16 protein-coding genes are annotated in these 19,628 nt (G+C 49.5%); 15 read left to right on the forward strand and 1 reads right to left on the reverse strand.

Features of this window, described 5'->3' with window-relative positions:
• The first annotated feature begins 137 nt into the window (after window positions 1–137).
• The 9 genes from pilM (at window position 138) to GMA8713_RS06665 (ending at window position 8,887) form a co-directional block, all read left to right on the forward strand.
• Window positions 138–1,079, forward strand: a complete 942-nt coding sequence (pilM, locus tag GMA8713_RS06625; protein ID WP_198159467.1) for a type IV pilus biogenesis protein PilM — start codon at window positions 138–140, stop codon at window positions 1,077–1,079.
• Window positions 1,069–1,656 carry a PilN domain-containing protein gene (locus GMA8713_RS06630; protein ID WP_062707071.1) on the forward strand — a complete coding sequence of 196 codons (588 nt, stop codon included), beginning with the start codon at window positions 1,069–1,071 and terminating at the stop codon, window positions 1,654–1,656. Before pilM ends, GMA8713_RS06630 begins: the two co-directional genes overlap by 11 nt.
• Window positions 1,646–2,239 carry a type IV pilus inner membrane component PilO gene (locus GMA8713_RS06635; RefSeq protein WP_062707073.1) on the forward strand — a complete coding sequence of 198 codons (594 nt, stop codon included), beginning with the start codon at window positions 1,646–1,648 and terminating at the stop codon, window positions 2,237–2,239. The genes GMA8713_RS06630 and GMA8713_RS06635 overlap by 11 nt, the downstream gene beginning before the upstream one ends.
• Window positions 2,236–2,751 (forward strand): pilus assembly protein PilP, encoded by a 516-nt coding sequence (locus GMA8713_RS06640; RefSeq protein WP_062707075.1) that lies wholly within the window; start codon window positions 2,236–2,238, stop codon window positions 2,749–2,751. The genes GMA8713_RS06635 and GMA8713_RS06640 overlap by 4 nt, the downstream gene beginning before the upstream one ends.
• A gap of 12 nt (window positions 2,752–2,763) precedes the next feature.
• Window positions 2,764–4,518, forward strand: a complete 1,755-nt coding sequence (locus GMA8713_RS06645) for a type IV pilus secretin PilQ (RefSeq protein ID WP_084387670.1) — start codon at window positions 2,764–2,766, stop codon at window positions 4,516–4,518.
• 282 nt (window positions 4,519–4,800) lie between these two features.
• Entirely contained in the window at window positions 4,801–5,319 is a 519-nt protein-coding gene (gene aroK / locus GMA8713_RS06650) for a shikimate kinase AroK (protein WP_062667127.1), read from the forward strand.
• A 16-nt stretch (window positions 5,320–5,335) separates the two neighbouring features.
• On the forward strand, window positions 5,336–6,412 hold the full coding sequence (gene aroB / locus GMA8713_RS06655; protein WP_062707086.1) for a 3-dehydroquinate synthase: 1,077 nt from the start codon (window positions 5,336–5,338) through the stop codon (window positions 6,410–6,412).
• Window positions 6,413–6,442: 30 nt separating this feature from the next.
• Window positions 6,443–7,951, forward strand: coding sequence for an AAA family ATPase (locus GMA8713_RS06660; protein WP_062707088.1), 1,509 nt, complete (start codon window positions 6,443–6,445; stop codon window positions 7,949–7,951).
• Window positions 7,952–8,053: 102 nt separating this feature from the next.
• The gene (locus GMA8713_RS06665; protein WP_062707090.1) at window positions 8,054–8,887 is read left to right on the forward strand and encodes a Dam family site-specific DNA-(adenine-N6)-methyltransferase; all 834 of its coding nucleotides are present in this window, start codon (window positions 8,054–8,056) and stop codon (window positions 8,885–8,887) included.
• Here GMA8713_RS06665 and GMA8713_RS06670 read toward each other — a convergent pair.
• Window positions 8,884–9,096 carry a DUF2970 domain-containing protein gene (locus GMA8713_RS06670; RefSeq protein WP_062707092.1) on the reverse strand — a complete coding sequence of 71 codons (213 nt, stop codon included), beginning with the start codon at window positions 9,094–9,096 and terminating at the stop codon, window positions 8,884–8,886. The genes GMA8713_RS06665 and GMA8713_RS06670 overlap by 4 nt on opposite strands.
• Window positions 9,097–9,298: 202 nt before the next feature.
• On the opposite strand from GMA8713_RS06670, the gene rpe reads away from it, so the two are divergent.
• The 6 genes from rpe (at window position 9,299) to GMA8713_RS06700 (ending at window position 19,600) form a co-directional block, all read left to right on the forward strand.
• Window positions 9,299–9,973, forward strand: a complete 675-nt coding sequence (gene rpe / locus GMA8713_RS06675; RefSeq protein WP_002535219.1) for a ribulose-phosphate 3-epimerase — start codon at window positions 9,299–9,301, stop codon at window positions 9,971–9,973.
• Window positions 9,974–9,976: 3 nt separating this feature from the next.
• Window positions 9,977–10,675: a phosphoglycolate phosphatase gene (locus tag GMA8713_RS06680; RefSeq protein WP_062707094.1), complete on the forward strand. Its 699-nt coding sequence runs from the start codon at window positions 9,977–9,979 to the stop codon at window positions 10,673–10,675.
• 78 nt (window positions 10,676–10,753) lie between these two features.
• Window positions 10,754–11,770 carry a tryptophan--tRNA ligase gene (gene trpS / locus GMA8713_RS06685; RefSeq protein WP_062707096.1) on the forward strand — a complete coding sequence of 339 codons (1,017 nt, stop codon included), beginning with the start codon at window positions 10,754–10,756 and terminating at the stop codon, window positions 11,768–11,770.
• A 266-nt stretch (window positions 11,771–12,036) separates the two neighbouring features.
• Window positions 12,037–14,853 carry an ExeM/NucH family extracellular endonuclease gene (locus GMA8713_RS06690; protein WP_062707098.1) on the forward strand — a complete coding sequence of 939 codons (2,817 nt, stop codon included), beginning with the start codon at window positions 12,037–12,039 and terminating at the stop codon, window positions 14,851–14,853.
• A 459-nt stretch (window positions 14,854–15,312) separates the two neighbouring features.
• Window positions 15,313–18,642 carry a PAS domain S-box protein gene (locus GMA8713_RS06695; RefSeq protein ID WP_062707100.1) on the forward strand — a complete coding sequence of 1,110 codons (3,330 nt, stop codon included), beginning with the start codon at window positions 15,313–15,315 and terminating at the stop codon, window positions 18,640–18,642.
• A complete protein-coding gene (locus GMA8713_RS06700; protein WP_062707101.1) occupies window positions 18,632–19,600 on the forward strand; it encodes a response regulator in 969 nt (322 codons plus the stop codon). Before GMA8713_RS06695 ends, GMA8713_RS06700 begins: the two co-directional genes overlap by 11 nt.
• Window positions 19,601–19,628 lie beyond the last annotated feature (28 nt).

Genomic DNA, 19,628 nt, shown 5'->3' on the forward strand with positions numbered 1-19,628 from the left:
CCCGTAAGTTTTCAGTCGAGTCGTTCAAACAATTAGTGACCGTAGTATAAAGAGAACTGAACAAAAAATAACGAACCTGCGGAGAGAACTTTCAAAAAAGTTACTTGATGCTGACTTTTAAGAAGGTGGCATTTCAAATGTTTGCTGGAAAAACCGCTATGGGGATTGATATTGGCACGCATTCTATTCGTGCTGCCATGATCCAAAAACGTGGCAAAGCATTAAGGCTGCAGGCTCTCGTTGTTGCACCGCGACAATCCTCTTCTTCCTTAGATGACTCTCTTAAATTGGTAAAAACGCAGCTCCGAAAAGCGTGCGGTATGCCTTGGAACTGGCCTCAGGAACAGATCATGGGGGTTCCGCAAAGCAGTGTAGCAATGAAGAGATTCCCGACCGCACTCGATATCCCTGAACAAGAACAATACGTGCAGGTAGGGCTGCAACTGAGTGAGAGTTTGGGATTGCCGATGGACGAGCTACTCTATGATTTCCGCCCGTTGCCCGAAAATGACGGTGTTGAAGTTTATGCCTGTCGCAAGCCCATGTTGAAAGAGAAGCTGTCAGGATTGAAGGTCGCAGGCTTTTCACTATCGGTCATTGAACTCCAAACCCATGCTCTGATGCGTCTTTACAAGCAACATATGACGTCCCGACCTGATGCTGGTGCCTCTTTGATGGCGGATGTTGGGACGGAACGCTTACAAATCTGCTTGGGAGATGCAAAAGACGGACGCTTCTACCGCGAACTACCAGTGACATTCGAGCAAAGTGATTTAAGTACGGAAGACCTCAGGGCATATCACACCCAGCAACTTGCCGAGACGATTCAGCGCCAGTATCAATTGGCTTCCACTCAACTTCAGGGTACGCAGGTATCTACCGTTTGGTTATCGGGGGATGGGGCGAAAAATATCGATATTTTCAAACTGGAAAGTACGCTTGGTTGGCGGGTCAGGGCGCTGAACCCACTTCAGGGGTTGAGCTATTCGCCAAAGCTTGTCGATAGCCTAAATGAGTCGGCTGGTGCTTGGTCGACATCTATTGGACTGGCGCTGCGTGGAGTGATGGATGAATACTAGTATTAACCTACTTCCCTGGCGTGAAATGAATCGTCAGGCAACGCGCAGACGCTTTCTAAACAAATCTTTATTGGTCTTAATACTGGTTTCCTTGTGTGTAATTGGTGGTCGTTGGTTCGTTCACAACCAGCTCACCATGCAAGAGGCAAGAAACGCGCGCCTCCAGCAGGAAATCAATCAGTTGAATGTGACGCTCAGAGAGTTTGCCAAGCGCGAAGTGGAACGCGATGAGCTTCACCGTCGTCTGACCTTGGTCAACTCTCTGCAAAAGCAGCGCAACAATGCCACCTTGCTCTTCAATCTACTACCTCAAATTACACCAGACGGCGTGGTTTTGGACAAAGTGACGATGACCGCGGGGACTGTAACGATTGAGGGGCGCAGCAGGGACAACGCTAAGCTCGCCAGTCTACTCGCTTTGCTGGAGTCTGATTCTGGTGCCAAGAATGTGCAAATCCATTCCATCATCAACACTAGCGTGAAATCGTCTTCGGTCTCCAAGAACTTCCGTGCAACGTTTGACCTCACCGATTATATGACGCTCGATTTGCCAAAGGAGAACCACCATGGCCGCTGATTGGCGCGATTGGGAAATCGATGAAATCCCCGAGTGGCCAGCGACTGCGCAGAATGTGTTGTTAGGGATACTGGCCATTATTGTATTGGCGGCAGCAATATTTTTTGCTGTTCTTCCTGCTCAGCAAGAAGTTGAGCTCGCCAAACAAGATGAAACGCTACTTCGGACCCAATTCCGAATGAAGGCTGAACAAGTGGCAGCGCTTCCGAATGTCGATGTACAGGTTGAAGAACTTCAGCGTTTTTATCGTCACCTGACCAAACAATTACCTGCAGAAGATGAGCTCGCTCTGTTACTTGCTGGGATCAATGACACTGGACTTCAGTACAACCTCAATTTTGAAAAGCTGAACTGGAACAAAGGACAGCGTGTTGGCTGGTTGTATCAAGTACCTTTAGATATTGAGCTGACGGGGGAATATTCGGACATGGGCCAGTTCTCGGCTGCACTCGCTCGCTTGCCACGTATCGTCGCACTGCAGGATTTCTCGCTGTCACGTGAGAAGGATAAATCTGATCAACTGCGTTTCTCGGTAGGCGCACACACCTACCGCTATGAGAAGCAAGAGGAGGTGTCGCAATGAGATACCAAGTTGCGATGCTGAGCGTGATCCTGCTCTCTGGCTGTATGCATGAGCCCAAAACGCAAGACCTCGAACGCTTTATCGTCCAGACCTATGCGGCAGCGGAAGTGACAGCAACACCGCTTCCGCCTGAACCAACCTACTTCCCTACGCCTTTTGACCCGGGTATCGATACCGATCCTTTCGTACTGCCAATAGCCATGGAAGAAGAAGAGTTGGTGAAAGGGGATTGCTGGCAACCAGAAGACCTTCCCGGCAAAGACCCGCTTGAGAGCTACGAATTATCGTCACTTGAATTTAAGGGTGTGATTGGCCTGCCAGGGAGTTATTGGGCGCTGGTTTCCGCGCCGGATGAAAGTATTCACCGTGTTGGCTTAGGACGTATGCTCGGCAATAACCGGGGTCGCGTTGACAGTATTAGTCAACACACACTCTCTATCACAGAACACCTACCTGACGGACTTGGCTGTTGGCAGGTACGTAACGTTAGATTGGCACTCAACAAAAACTAAAAAGGGTAATTCATGATAAGCCTGGGGAAAGGATGCCGGCGTCTATGTCTGAGAGCGGTTTGTCGCAGCCTGATGGTGGTAGTCACGTTAGTGGCGGCACCTTGGTCGCTTGCGGCCAATCAGCTTCAAAATATCGACATAAAAGCAGGTGAGAATGGAAAAACGCTACTGACGCTTTCGCTTGAAGACAAGTCTGTGGTCACTAATTTCAATAAGAATGATGGCGCATTGTCGATCAGTCTGAAAGGGACATCAGTAGAAGACAATCTGGTAGGGGTTCGTAGCCTTCAGGATATCGGAAAAGCGACGGCCAAGTTGGAAGTCCAGCCAGTTGATGATGATGTTGAGCTGACCGTCCTAACGGAAGGGTACTTTGGCTATGACTACTACCAGAACAGTAATGTATTGACGGTGGAAATCTTCCCATTTGCCTCTCTTCCTTCTGCAAAAAAAACTAGTGCGGATAAAAATAAGAAAAACAAAAATATCTCCATCAATTTCCAGGATATTCCGGTACGTTCTGTGTTGCAGATGGTGGCCGAGCACAACGGCTTCAACCTGGTTGTATCTGATTCCGTACAGGGTAGTCTCACCTTACGACTGGATGATGTTCCATGGCAAAAAGCGCTACAGACTATTTTGAATGTGAAAGGTCTGGATAAGCGACAGATGGGGAACATTCTGCTTGTTGCACCAAAAGTAGAGCTGGATGAGCAGGAGCGCCTTGTACTTGAAAAACGTCGTCAGGAAAGGGAGCTGGCGTCACTGCGCTCAGAAGTGATTCAGATTAAGTATGCCAATGCCGTCGACTTGAAAGATATGATTGGTGGGGGGAGTAGTGGTGAAGAAGATGATGAAGGTATCAGTCTGTTGTCTGAGCGCGGGAGCATCGCAGTTGATCCCCGCACCAATTCGCTGGTGATCAAAGATCTGGCTGACAATATTGATGTTGTAAAAATGATGATTGAAGCGCTGGATATTCCTGTCGATCAGGTCGAAATTGAAGCACGCATCGTTACTGTCGATGAAGGAACGCTTGAAGAGATAGGTGTGCGTTGGGGGGTTAACAGCCAGAATGGTAATTTCACGACGGGTGGCTCGATTGAGGGTAACTGGCAGCATTCTGACCGGATAGATTTTGGTGCAGACAATGAGCCTGACGAGTTGATCCTGGATGACCTACTCAATGTTAATCTGGGAGCTGTCAGTCCAAATGCTTCAAGTATTGCTTTCTCCGTGGCGAACCTTGGCAAGGATTTGTTGCTCGATCTTGAGTTGTCCGCGCTGCAGGCCGAGTCTCGTGCTGAAATTATCTCCAGCCCTCGTCTTTTAACCACCAACAAACGCGCTGCCTATATTGAGCAAGGTACGGAGCTGCCTTATCTGGAAGCTTCATCAAGCGGCGCTGCGGCTGTGTCATTTAAAAAGGCAGTACTTAGCCTATCGGTGACTCCCCAAATCACCCCAGATAGCAGATTGGTTCTAGACCTTCAGGTCACACAGGACAAACCGGCAGGTACCGTCAAAGCTGGTACTGGTGAGGCAATGGCGATTAATACCCAGCGTATTGGTACACAGGTACTGGTGAATGACGGGGAAACCGTCGTACTTGGTGGCATTTACCAACACGAAATGATGGAAGGCGTGGATAAGGTGCCATTGTTGGGTGATATCCCAGGCCTTGGCCAACTCTTTCGCCGCAACTACGAAACCATGGGTAAACGCGAGTTATTGATCTTCGTAACGCCGAGGATTATGACACAGTAACTTAATGTAATTCATTCGGTTAGCATCACCATTAATCTGAATGTTTGCGAAGGGAGAGGGGCATGAAAAATGTAAATTTCTGGCCTTTTCTCGCCCTCTTGAGCATGAACTTGGAATTTAAAGGCGAGGCGGAACGCATTTTAAGTTGCCAAACGCCTGCCCGACCTGAGATAATTTTTGGTCTGATCACGAATATACTGTGAGGAATTTGGCGCCTCGGGCTTTCTGATAGCGAGCCTGCGGGCGGTGTTGTTTTCATTAACCGCGCGTAAACTGCTTAAAATGGCTGAAAAACGAAATATCTTTCTTGTAGGTCCAATGGGGGCTGGCAAAAGCACAATTGGTCGACACCTGGCACAACAACTACACATGGAATTTTTCGACTCTGACACTGTGATCGAAGAGCGCACAGGTGCAGATATTGCGTGGGTTTTCGATGTTGAAGGTGAAGAGGGATTCCGCGTTCGCGAAGAGAATGTCATCAACGACCTGACTGAAAAACAAGGTATCGTTCTGGCAACCGGTGGTGGTTCAATCAAGAGCCGAGAGAGCCGTAACCGTCTTTCTGCTCGTGGTATCGTGGTTTATCTTGAAACCACCATTGAGAAACAACTGGCACGTACTCAGCGCGATAAAAAACGTCCTCTGCTGCAAACTGAGCAGCCACGTGAAGTCTTGGAGTCACTGGCGGGCGAGCGTAATCCTCTGTATGAAGAAATTGCAGATTATGTAGTACGTACTGATGATCAAAGCGCCAAGGTAGTGGCAAACCAGATCATCGAACTGCTGGAAAATCACTAATCATTAAAGGAATTCCATGGAAAGGATTGACGTAAGCTTAGGCGACAGAAGCTACCCCATTTCTATCGGTACAGGGTTACTGTCCGATCCCGCGTATTTTTCTGAAGCTCTAGGACGTCGAGTGGTGGTGGTCTCAAATGACACCATCGCACCGCTTTATGCGGCCCTTGTTATGGATACCCTGAACAAAGCTGGCGGTGAGCCAGCTTTGTTGACCCTGCCGGACGGCGAGCAATACAAAACTCTCGATACCTTTAACACCATTAATACTTTCCTGCTTGAAGGTAATTACGGTCGCGATGTGCTGATTGTTGCCTTGGGTGGTGGTGTTATTGGTGATGTGGTTGGTTTTGCTGCCGCTTGTTACCAGCGTGGTGTGGACTTTATTCAGGTACCCACCACCTTACTTTCCCAAGTGGACTCCTCTGTTGGTGGTAAAACCGCAGTAAATCACCCCTTGGGCAAAAACATGATTGGTGCCTTTTACCAGCCAAAAGCCGTCGTTATCGATATCGATGTGATGCAAACTTTACCTCAGCGAGAGTTTGCAGCAGGGATGGCAGAAGTCATCAAATACGGCATCATTGCCGATCCCGAATTCTTCGTCTGGTTGGAAGAGAATTACCAACCGCTCAACGCCTTGGATGCAAATGCCTTGGTGTATGCCATCAAACGTTGCTGCCAAATTAAGGCAGATGTTGTGGCAGAAGATGAAAAAGAATCTGGTGTTCGCGCTTTGTTGAACCTCGGACATACTTTCGGGCATGCGATTGAAGCAGAGATGGGCTATGGCAATTGGTTGCATGGTGAAGCCGTTTCTGCTGGCACTGTGATGGCGGCGGTGACAGCAGTTCATCAACAATTACTGACCCAAGAAGATGTTAGCCGTATCACTTCCTTGCTCGAAAAAGCAAATCTTCCCGTGAAAGCACCCTCAACCATGGGCTATGATGCGTTTATTAAACACATGAAACGCGATAAAAAAGTGCTTTCCGGGCAACTTCGCTTTGTGCTGCCAACGTCGATTGGTACTGCAGAGGTGGTTGCAAACGTGACTCCTGAAACGCTTGCTGAGGTCATCAAGACACACTAAGCGGGTTTGTATATGACAGGCTCCCATGAAATGATTGCATTGGATCTGGATAGCCAGATCCAACTTTTATCTAGAATTCAATTTCTTACCAGATTTAGCTCCAACCTTGTTCAGGTCACTGGTGAGTCGGGGGCGGGCAAAACGTGGCTCAGTGAACGATACCTCGAAAACTGGGCAAACGAACCTATCCAATCTCTTCTAATCTGTAATCCAAGCCAGCAGGATGCCCAACATCGTGCCATTATTCTCAGGCAAATCGTGCGTGATGGTGTCTTCAATGAGCAGGATTCGATGCTACAAAGCCTTGATTACATGCTTGAAGGGCGCAGCGTTCATGCCTTGGTGGTGATTGATGATGCCCAGCGACTAAGTGCTAACCTGATTGCCGAGCTTTGGGCACTGGTGACTGAAGCGCAGCAGCGTGATAACTGGCAGATCAATATTCTGTTATTTAGTCTGCGTGGCAAGCTTAACAAATGGCTTCATAAAGTGTCCTATGGTCAGGGCGTGAAACCATTAGAGCTGGAGATCAGTCCGTTGGCTGATAATGAACGCGAAATGTTCATCGAAGTGATGATGGTTAGTCGTCAACTTGATGCTGCCCAAAGACGCGCGCTAAAACAAAAAGCGGCATCATTGCCTTCTTTACCCGGAGCCCTTCGTGGGCTGGAACAGCAGGAGACCGCTGCAATGGAAGAAAAGAAACGTCGTTCGCCCCTCCCTTTGATTTTGTTGGTGGTACTGCTGTTAGCATTGGGCGGTGGTTTGGTGTGGTGGGCGCTTAACTCGCAAGCCACGACAGAAGAAATGGCTGACTCTCCTTTGCCGGATGGCGTGAAGGAGCTTTCTGCCATTGTTGATGAGAAAGAAAAAGAAATGGCCGCTCAGCAGGAAGGGGAGGGAAGTGGTGAACAAGCCCTGAACTCCAATGCTGAAGTGAGTGATGACAACGTGGCCTTGCCGGATAGTCCATCTGTAGAGGGTATGACAGTAGGTCGCCGTGATGAAAATCGCCGTATCGTCGTGCCTGACCGTGTGGTCGATGCCATCATCGATGAGCAGGCTGTGGGAGGGGATGGTACTAACGCGGTTGAAGAGCCTCTTATCCCAGAATTGGTGCCGCCATCCGAAACCACAGTGCGTGTTGAATCAACACAGCCTGAAGCGACAGTAGAAGTTGTGACTGAAGAAACTGAAGCGCTTGCGCCATTGTCACCACCAGCATCAAATGCTGATGTCCCTTTGGCGAACCAGTTGTTATTGACGGTTCCAGAATCGCGCTATGCCCTCCAACTTGCTGCTTTACAGTCCAAACAGGCTGTGACTGAGTTCTTACAGGAATATGCGATTGCTGATCGCGCACTGGTGTATGAAACCCGCCGCAACGGCGAGCCCTGGTTTATGGTGCTGTTGGGTGACTACGCATCGGTAGCTGATGCGCGCCGCGCAGAATTGCAGCTTCCGGCGAATATTCAGGCATTGACGCCTTGGGCCAAATCTTTCGTTCAGATCCACAAAGAAATCGGACTGGTTAACTAACCCGCCTTGATGAAGACAGGGCACGAATTTACGCTGATTGATGGTTAAAAATGAGATACAATCCGCCACCTTTCGAGCAGCAGTGGTGGTGGATACACATTAATGAAAAAGCATCGTGCCTTTCTTAAGTGGGCCGGAGGTAAGTATTCTCTGGTCGACGATATCCGCAAGCACCTGCCGGGAGAAAAAAAGCTGATTGAGCCATTTGTTGGCGCAGGTTCTGTATTTCTCAATACAGACTATGACCAATATCGTCTGGCTGACATCAATCCTGATCTCATCAATCTCTATAATCTTCTCAAGCAGGAGCCAGAGCGTTACATCGAAGACGCCAAGCGCCTCTTTACGCAAGAGTACAACCAAAAGCCTGCGTACCTCGCTATCCGTGAAGAGTTTAACCAGAGTAAGGATCCTTATCTTCGTTCCCTTTACTTCCTGTATATGAACCGCCACGGCTTTAACGGCTTGTGTCGATATAACAAAAAAGGTGGCTTCAATGTGCCTTTTGGTTCTTACAAGAAACCTTACTTTCCTGAAGCTGAGCTCGAGTTTTTCTCTGAGAAAGCAAAGAAAGCGACCTTTGTGTGTGAAGGGTATCAGCAGAGTTTCAAAAGTGCCCGCCGTGGTAGCGTGATTTACTGCGATCCACCTTATGCGCCTCTGTCGACGACGGCCAACTTCACGACCTATGCAAGCGGCGGCTTCAGTTTGGACGACCAGGCATTGCTGGGTGAGTGGGCTCGTAAAGTGAGTATCGAGAAAAACATTCCGGTGCTGATTTCAAATCACGATACCGCACTGACCCGAAGCCTGTATCATGGCTCTCACTTCAATATGGTGAAAGTAAAACGCACTATTAGTCGCAATGGTGGTGGGCGTAACAAAGTGGATGAACTGCTGGCACTGTTTGCACCTGACGTATCAGAGCTTCTTTAATTTGGTGTGATGAGCGAAACCAAGCCCATTAACCCCAGCACAAACACAGCGACAAACACAAAACCGACAATGATATAAGGCACCATACTGGCTTGCTGAAAATCCCGTTGTCGGTTTTTGTCTGACTGCACGCCAAACATAGCCGCAAATACGCTTTTCACCACATCCGCCATGCCCACTTTTTCCTGCTTCGCTTTTTCGTTATCCATGAGTTATCTTCACCAGTCATGTTGATTAGTCCCAGCTTATAACAAGGTTAAGCTGGCCGTCTGTCCCAGCTTCAAAATTCAGAGGTTATGGTTTGAATCAGAGGATCTGATAAGACAGACGCCATGCGATCGGGTAGAATTGCGCCAAATTTCAGGTAATCGCTACGCCCGGCAAATGGGTACTTTACATTGAGGCTATAGGATGAAGGATTTTCTCATTGCGCCGTCGATCCTCTCGGCGGACTTTGCACGTTTAGGTGAAGACGTTGAACGCGTGTTGGCAGCAGGTGCTGACGTGGTGCATTTCGACGTGATGGACAACCATTATGTACCGAACCTCACCTTTGGTGCGCCAATCTGTAAAGCGCTGCGTGACTACGGCATTACTGCGCCAATCGACGTTCATCTCATGGTGAAGCCGGTTGACCGTATTATCCCAGATTTTGCCAAAGCCGGTGCCAGCATGATTACCTTCCACGCGGAAGCGAGCGAGCACATTGACCGCAGCCTGCAACTGATTAAAGAGCATGGCTGTCAGGCAGGTTTGGTGTTTAACCCTGCGACCCCACTGCACTATCTTGACCACGTGATGGACAAGCTCGACATGATTCTACTGATGTCTGTGAACCCGGGTTTTGGCGGCCAATCCTTCATTCCTGAAACCCTGAACAAACTGCGCGAAGTGCGTCGTCGTATTGACGAAAGTGGTCGCGATATCCGCCTCGAAATCGACGGCGGCGTGAAAGTAGATAACATCCGCGAAATCGCAGAAGCGGGCGCTGACATGTTTGTGGCGGGCTCAGCAATCTTCGGTCAGCCTGATTACAAAGCCGTTATCGATGAAATGCGCGCGGAACTGAGCAAAGTAGGAAAATAAACCGTGACGGTAAACTTTGACGATATCAAATACATTGCATTTGACCTTGATGGAACCTTGGTAGACAGCGTACCGGATCTGGCGGAAGGTATTCGCATGGCATTGGCAGATCACGACCTCCATACAGTGACCGACAATGAAGTGCGAAACTGGATTGGTAACGGTGCAGAAATCATGCTGAAGCGTGCCCTGAGCCAGAACGTGACCATCAAACCCGATATTGATGAAGCGCTCTATCAGAAAGTCCGTGAACGTTTTGACTTTCACTATGCCAATAACGGCCACGACAAAACCATCGTCTACCCGGGCGTAAAAGAAACCCTGGCTGAACTGAAAGCGGCGGGTTACACCCTCGGAGTTGTCACGAACAAACCTTATCAGTTTGTGCCAGAGATCCTGACCGACCTCAATCTGGCGCAGTTCTTTACTGATGTGATCGGTGGCGATTCCTTGCCAACCAACAAACCGGACCCAGAAGGCCTTTTTAGCCTGCGCGACAAGCACAGCCTGAGCAACGAAAACATGCTGATGGTGGGCGATTCGAAAAACGATATCCTCGCCGCGAAAAATGCAGGTTACGTTTCTGTAGGCCTGACTTACGGATATAACTATGGTGAGCCAATCAGCGACAGTGCACCGGAATTTGTCGCTGACCACTTCAACCAGCTTTTAACGGTTCTCAGCACCGAAAAAACAGCGTAAATTAAAGCTTCGACTATTTTCTCGAAATGACAGCCAGCAGTGATGCTGGCTGAATTGACTGACAGGAACAGAAAGAACATGAGTAATCCTACGACCAAACCCATTGTACTTAGCGGTGTTCAGCCATCTGGCGAACTCAGTATCGGCAACTACATTGGAGCTTTGCGTCAGTGGGAGCAGATGCAGGATGATTACGATTGCCAATACTGCATCGTAGACCTGCACGCGATCACTGTTCGTCAGGAAGCAGAAAAGCTGCGTGAAGCGACGCTGGACTCACTGGCACTGTGCTTGGCTGTAGGCGTAACCCCAGAGAAAAGTAACCTTTTCATCCAGTCTCACGTGCCTGAGCATGCGCAACTGGGTTGGGTTTTGAACTGCTACACCCAAATGGGTGAGCTGAACCGCATGACCCAGTTCAAGGACAAATCAGCACGCCACGCGGAAAACATCAACGCCGGTCTGTTTGGTTATCCTGTACTGATGGCGGCGGATATTTTGTTGTATCAAGCGAATCAGGTGCCAGTCGGTAACGATCAGAAACAACACCTGGAACTAGCGCGCGATATCGCGACCCGTTTCAACAACGTGTATGGCGAGGTATTCACAGTACCAGAACCTTACATCCCACAAGTGGGTGCACGTGTGATGAGCCTGCAGGATCCGACCAAGAAGATGTCGAAGTCGGATGATAACCGCAACAACGTGATTGGCCTGCTGGAAGACCCGAAAGCGATCGCCAAGAAAATCAAACGTGCAGTGACTGACTCCGATGAGCCACCACGAGTGCTGTTTGATATTGAAAATAAACCGGGTGTTGCCAACCTGATGGGCCTGATGTCAGTCGCGACGGGTAAAACCTTTGCTGAAATCGAAGCGGAATACGAAGGCAAGATGTATGGTCATCTTAAGACAGATACAGCCGATGCAGTGGTTGCGATGTTGGAGCCGGTGCAAACCCGCTATCAGGAATTCCGCGCTGATCGTACTTACCTGGATCAGGTAATGAAAGCCGGTTCAGAAAAAGCGTCTTCACGCGCTGCTGAAACACTGAAAAAAGTGTACGAAGCAGTAGGCTTTGTTGCTCGCCCATAATCATCGCTTAGAATATTGGAAAAAGCAGCAAGAAATCGCTGCTTTTTTTATTTTCGCTGCGATTTCCTCCACGTTCGCCTTCAATTCCTCCTCCTTATCGTAATTTTTGTTGTTATCCGAAATTGTTGATTTCTGAACGCTGTCCTAATTGTTGACTGCTATGTCAGCATTGATATACAAACTTGGGCTTCCCATCACGTAAATGACATGTCGACATGTTAAATCATTTGCAGTGTTTATGACTTCAATCGCAATAAGGACGGCAAATGAAGATCTTTACATGGAGCCCTTTGGCTCTGGCTCTCAGTGCAGCACTTCCTGCCAGTGCTGATATCATCATTACAGAATATGTCGAAGGTTCCTCTAACAATAAAGCTATCGAACTGACCAATACCGGGCTAGTGGATGCTTCTCTCGACAATCTCTCGCTCAGACTGGCTTTCAACGGTGCCACCAGCTTTGGTAACACGATTGCGCTTTCAGGCACTCTGGCGGTAGGTGAAAGTTATGTCGTTGCCAACAGCAGTGCGACAGCTGATGTTACCGGTGTTAGCCAGCAAACTACTGGTTCCCTCTCTTTCAGTGGCAATGATGTGGTGGCGTTGGTCGATGAAAATGACAATGTGCTCGACAGCCTTGGCCAACTCGGTAACAGCAGCAACTATGGCAAAGATGTCACGCTGCGTCGCATAGAAGGCAGCACCGGACGTGCAGATGCGTCTTCGGCGTTTGATGCCTCAGATGAATGGCAGTCTTTTGCTCAGAACACTTTTGATGGCCTGGGTTGCAGCGGCGTTGATGCCTGTGATGGCGGTGGTGGAGGTGGCAATACCTTCAGCTGTGAAGGCGAGACCCTTACACCGACTTACACAATTCAAGGCAGTGGCGATCGCAGCCCTCTGGTACCGGACGGTAGCTTTGAGGCAGAAGGTACTTATTACGTGGAAGGCGTAGTGACGGCCGTGACTGAAAGTCTCTACAAGGGTTTCTGGCTGCAGGATGCCGCAGGCGATGGCGATAGCGCAACGTCTGACGGCTTGTTCATCTTTACGGGCGATGCACCGCAGGGCATCGAGCTGGGTATGCAGGTCTGTGTAGCCGGTAAAGTGAAAGAATTCTTCAATCTCACAGAGCTGGATGCTTCTGACAAGCAGTGGGAAGTGATTGATACGGTCGGAGAACTGCCGGTCACTGAATTTGCAGTTGAAGAAGGCGAGTCCTTGGATGAAGCACTGGAACGCCATGAAGGAATGAAAGTGCGTCTGACGCAGGAAAGCGATTTGGTCGTCACCCGTAACTTTGGCTTCGATTACGACGCTTTCCGCAACAATATGGTGCTATCGCATGAAGCGCCAAACTTCAAACCGACCCAGCTTTATATTGCAGGCTCTGACGAAGCGGCAGCATTGGCCGCGGCCAATGACACTAACCAGTTGTTTGTGGAATCTGACCGCAAAGCGCCAGACGGTGTCGTGCCTTACTTCCCGGGTCTGGATGCTGAGCAAGGTTATATCCGTGTTGGCGATACCGTCACCAACCTTGAAGGTGTGATTGGTTACAGCTTCAGTGATTACCGTCTTGTGGTGACCAATGAGCTGGTGGCGAGTGACTTCGTGCGAGAAGAAGACCGCACCGCAGCGCCTGAAGCGTTTGCCGAGACTAACCTGAAAGTGGCCAGCTTCAACGTACTGAATTACTTCACCAGTGCGAGTGCCATTGGTGGCGATCTCAACGTGACCTGTCAGGATCAAGCAGATGCTGATGCTTCCCGTGGTTGTAACCGTGGTACCAAAGACGCCGCGGAGTTCGCGCTGCAGCAGGCGAAAATCGTCAATGCATTGACCGCCATGGATGCAGACATCGTTGGCCTGATGGAAATCGAAAATAACGGTTTCGGTGAAAATGGAGCACTGGCAAATTTGGTGACTGAGCTGAACGCCCAGTTTGCTGATGAAGCTGATCACTACGCGTATGTGACCCCTGCAGAAGCCGATTTGACCGAAGGTGCATTCCTTGGCAGTGACGCCATTCAGGTGGCGCTGATTTACCGTCCAGCGCGCGTAGAGTTGAAAGGTGATGCCATGGTGATCCGTATGCCTGAGCAACACATCAGCGGCGAAAGCCCTGACGGCGAAACCCGCCAGTTGGATAAATTCCAGCGCGACAGCCTGATGCAATCTTTCAACCTAAAACGCGGTGAAACCCTGTCTATTGCGGTCAGCCACTTTAAGTCGAAAGGTTCTGGTTGTTACGAGGATTGGGTTGCTGGTGAGTTTAGTGACGATCCGGCCGATCTTCAGGGGCGTTGTAATGAGTTCCGCGTTTCTGCCGCAGAAACGTTAGGTCACACTCTGGCAGGCGTGAAGGGCGATGTGATTGCGCTGGGTGATTTCAATGCCTATGCGCAGGAAGATCCAATGCGCGTGATGACCGATTACGACGCGAACACTGCTGAGCGTAAGATTGTGACTGCAGCAGGGACTTCAATTGCTGGTGAAACACTGGATGAAACCGCAAGAGAAGTGGGCGACGGTTTTGGTTATATCAACCTCGCAAGCTATACGCTGGGTGACGAAGCATTCTCTTATACCTTCGATGGAGAGCTGGGCAGTCTTGACCATGCGGTGGGTAATGCCAGCGTTCTGGAGAAAGTCGCTGGTGTGGAAGACTGGCATATCAACTCGGTGGAAAGCACACTGTTTGAGTATTCAGGACGCTTCACCGGCGATTTGGTCAAGTCAACCAACCCGTACTCGTCGTCAGATCATGATCCGGTGATTGTGAGCCTTTACTATCCAGACAAGCCACAGAAGTTTAAGCTTCGCTTCAAGAACAAGAGCATCTTCTGGGTTCAACCGACGGTGAACGGTTATGTAGATAAAGACCGCCCATGGCTACGTTGGAAAACCCACCGCAAATACACCCAAAAAAGTGATTTCCTGAAAGACTTTGGCGTCAGCTACGGCGACACAGTGGAACTGGGTTACCGACTCTGGGGGATTATTGACATTCCATGTGGAGAAGTAGCACTGGAAAAAAATACACGCGCAGTGTTTAAAAGATTCCAGTGTAAGATCAAATAAACTTCAACTTATCCAGCCACAGGCTCCCGCGGGAGCCTGTTTTTTCCACCCTTTTAATGGGTTGCCCGAAGAATCTAGACTAAGCTTTAGAGGTGTCTCAATATCAAGGCGATGTCTTGTATTTGTGATGTCATGTGTCGGGCACCCAAGCGTTTCCGGTTGTCTGGGCATTAGGGTCTGTTGACCTTTGGTGATGATTTTTGCAGCAGTTAGTGGGGACTTTATACAAGGCAGAGGCTTTGCTGTGTGGCTGGCCCACATGAGAAGCCGATAACGCAGGAGAAAGTTCCCACAAACGCTGCCCTAAGCGTTTTATGCTTTGTTGAGGTGTATTTGCTTAGAATAACTAGGCGGCACACACCTCGCCGCGCCTAAAACGCTTAGGGATAGAACGAAATTTAACCACCAAAGGTCAACAGACCCTAGTGAGGCATCACCTTTTTGGCTTCGGAAGCTTTCATGTCGATCATTGAATCATTGGAGATGTTTCTCTTGCCTACGGCGAACGAACAGTTTCTGCCGACGGGCTATATAGATCCATGGCTGCAGTTACTGGCAGCCATGGTGGCGTTTATTGCAGCCGCCATGAGCTTCATTCACCGGCCGCTGGAAAAGCAGAAATTGCCATGGCTGAAGATTTCGCCTGTGCTGGTGAATGCGCTGACCCTGACTGTCAGCATGTCTTTGGTACATGTTGTCAGTGTGACGGCCAGTCCGACTTACCAATCTCTTGGCTTCCAGCCTTCGTTGCTCTACCTGCCTTTGTTATTGATGTTCGCACTCAATTTCTCAGCCCTTCGGATGATCTCATTTGTTAAAAACAGCCCATTTCGCATGCTAATGGCATCGGGTCTCATCATGATGGCACTGATACTGCAAAATCTGATGGCATATACCGGGGTGAACCTTGCATCCATTTCCCAACTGGATGCGGCCATATACAGCCTTGCTGCGGTGATAGCGGGATTCTTGGTCACAGTGGCAATCTTGAGCCGGTTTGCCGCTAAGAAAACTGGGTTCTGGGACAAGAATCTGACCTCAGGCCTGTTGAGTGGAGCCTGTTTTACTGTGGCGTCGCTGATAATGGCTACTGCGTCAACTGAAACAGTGGTGCTGTCGCGTCAGCCTCTTCGTGATGAACCTTTTTTGTTTTCCATACTGGATGTGATGCTGGTTCAGGCTTTCTTGGCCATGTTCGCTATCGTGTTTAATCAACTGGCGAACGCTTGGCTTTGCAGTCATGCCGAAGCACGTTTGTTCAGTCAGCGCGAGGAGCAGTTGACGTCTATTCTCCAAACGGCGACGGAAGCCATCATTGCCATCGATCGAAAGGGGAATATCACCTATTTTAATCATTCTGCAGAGCGGATTTTCGGCTGGCACACGTCCGAAGTGCTGGGAAAAAATATACGCCTGTTGGTGACAGATGAACATCAGCATCGCCATGACATCTATATTCACAACTATCTGGAACGGCGAATGACGTCGGATATTGTTGGCTCGGTACGAGAAGTGATGGCTAAACGTCGAGATGGATCTGAGCTTCCTGTCAGACTTTCCATTGGACATCATGACTCACAAGGTCAACACGAATTCGTTGCCGTGATTTCGGATATTTCCGAGCAGCGGAGTATGGCCTGGGCGCTGCGCGAGAATGCCAAGCAGTACCGCGCGCTGGTCTCCAACTTGCCATGTATGGCTTTCAGAGAAATGACCGGAGTGACGCGCCATATCGTGTTCATCAGTGACGCAGCAAAGTCGCTTACGGGCTACAGCGCATCAATTCTGACCGGAGAAAATGGCGTCTCTCACTTTGTGGACCGTATCCACCAGGGTGACACCGCAAGCTATCGTAAAGTGCGAGAACTCGCCTCCCGTCGTCATGGGAAATATGATTGTGAATACCGCTTCCTGACCCGTGATGATGAAAAGAAATGGTTCTGGGAAATTGGACATAGTTATCGGGCAGAGGACGGCAGCACCTGGATTGACGGCGTCATTATCGACGTGACTGAAAAGCATGAAGCTGAACAAGAATTCGAAGAAAAGTTGCGTCTTGCCGAAAAAGCCACCCAGTCCAAAGCTTCTTTCCTTGCCAATATGAGCTATGAGTTCCGCTCGCCAATGAATTCCATTCTCGGGTTAACTGAGGTGCTGATTGAGGAAGCGAAAACCCCCTCACATCGCCATCATTTGGAGGTGATTCGCGAGTCCGGTAACAGTTTGTTGAAGCTTATCAACGATATTCTCGACACGTCCAAGTTGGAAAGCCAATCCCTGCCGCTCGACATTTCAGACTTCTCGTTGGTACAGCTTTGTCGTCAGATAGAGTTTATCGCCCGCGAGACGGTTCAGGCCCGAGATCTTCATGTGAGTCTCCATTATAACGATGCGCTTTGGGAGCACTATGTTGGTGACTCGCGCCGTATTAAACAGTTGCTGCAAAATCTAATGCGCAGCGCGTTGACCAAAACAGAAAAAGGTAATGTTGCCCTTCATGTGTTGCCCACCAATGATGTAGTGCGGTTTGCGGTCGCCAGTTACGCACACAACCAGAAGACGGCAAGGGTGGATGAAGCCGTGAACACGGGGCAGACACTCTCCGCAACGCTGGTGACTCAACTCATTGAGTTGATGAGTGGCCACTTATGGTTTGATGGCGAGTCGATTCATGGCTCGGTGGTGTATGCCGATTTGCCAATCATCCCTGCGCAAAGCTCCAAAAGAATGGGAGATGAGCCTTCGCTGAGTTTAGCACTTCCCGCGCTGGAGGTATTGGTTATCGATGATGTGCAGCGCAACCAGCTGGAACTTCGGGACATGCTACTGAGGCAGGGGGTGAAAGTGCTTACTTTCACTGATCTGGAGTCAGCCGAAGATGTGTTGAAAACCCAGGCCGTCGACATGGTATTTCTGGATGCCTATCTCAGTGACGAGCACTATCCAACACCGCAAACCCTGCGGAGCTGGTCAGCGGTGTGCAGGGAAGAGCCGCTAAAGGTTGTTGCTATGAAACTCGCCGTTGATCCGACGACAGACTGGCAGGCGTGCGGTTTTGATTTCTCAATCGATAAACCTTTTATTGGCAGTGACATCTTCAGCATGTTGGCGAAATGCTACGGTGGGGAAGAAGCAGACAATATCGCCACGCTTAATCCACCAAACGAGAATGTCGACTTGTTTGACGATGCCTGGGCACTCCAGCATTGGCCAACGACAGACATCCTGTTGAGTGTTATTCGCGAGTTCTATGCGTCTTACAACGATCTGCCGGACATTATCCGACAACTGTTGAAAGAACAGCCAGAAGCGCTGGCTCCGTTGCTGAAACAGGCAAAAGAAGCGGCGAAATGTATCGGCTTTCCAGCATTAGAGCAGCGCGTGTCAAAACTTCTGAATTATCTGGAAGCAGGGGATGTGGTGAAAGCTGAGGCCAAACTTGAATTGCTGCGCAACACCCTGGAAGAAACATTTGACCGTGCATTAGCCTACCTTGGGGTCAGAGCGCATGAACTGGAAGACAACACCCTGATCAGCAAAATGCCTCAGGAAGTCTTCGAACGTAAAACTGAAATGTTCGTCAGCAAGCTCGCAGAAGGGCAATACGACGACGAGCTTTATAAAGAACTGGTGCCGAGAATGGCAGGATTTGTGTCCCCGCTGTTGCTTTCACAGTTTGTGGCCTCCATTGAAAATTTCGAGCTGGATGAAGCATACCGCTTGATTCTGACCGTGGCTGAGCAAATGCCGACGTCACAGAATACGGGAGTACAGGGATATGGCGTATAAAGTGCTTGTGGTCGATGATGAACCCAGCAACCTTCATGTAATGCGCACTATCTTGCAGGATCAATACACGCTGATCTTTGCCAAGAGCGGAGAGCGTGCCATAGAGCTGACCATACAACAGCGACCAGATCTTATCCTTTTAGATATCATGATGCCGGGAATGAATGGTTATGAAGTTTGCCGCGCGCTGAAAAATGAAAAGGCCGTAAGTCACATTCCCATTATTATCGTGTCTGCACTTGATGAATACCAAAGCGAGGTTGAAGGACTAAAAAGCGGAGCAGCAGATTTCCTGATAAAGCCGGTTTCGCCTGAGTTGGTAAAAAGCCGGGTGGCAAATCTGCTGGGAGAAGCGCGAGCCACTATTATGCGGGAAAACTACCAATTGGTCATAAATCAGATAGCTGCAGTTGCGGCTCTGCATAACAACTACGTCGAAATCTCTGCGCCGCGTATTGCTAAATTCTGTGAGTGGTTGTCGGTAAAGTACGGCCTCACCACATCTAAGGCTGAAGATGTCGGTCTTGCTTACCCGCTTTGCCAGATAGGAGAGTTGTGGGATGACGGCGGGAATAACACGACAGCGGAGAGCCGCAGCTTATTGCTGCTTTCAGAGGCTACGAAAGGTTTTGCCTGTGTAGCGGTCACACTTCTGACTTACAAAAACACGCGATGGGACGGTTCTGGTTTCCCGGAAATTGAGGCAGATAAAATCCCTGAGGAGTGTCGGGTTGTGACGGTGGCTGAAGCGATTGATCGGGAAATCGAGAGTCATGAAGGCAGTGTATCAGACAGGGTGAAAGGGGCGATTGAAACTGTTTCACAAGAGGCAGGAACGCTTGCGGACCCCCGGCTAATCCACATCCTTGACGAGAATAGCGATGAACTCAGCCATCTCTATTTTGACTGGTTGTCATCGCCTTGGCCAACGCCCATTCTTCCTATCAACGAGTTCTGATGCAGTGCGAATAAGCCTGTGTTAGCAT

Origin of the sequence: Grimontia marina, assembly GCF_900060185.1 — a bacterium.
In the GTDB taxonomy this organism is placed as follows: Bacteria; Pseudomonadota; Gammaproteobacteria; order Enterobacterales; family Vibrionaceae; genus Enterovibrio; species Enterovibrio marinus.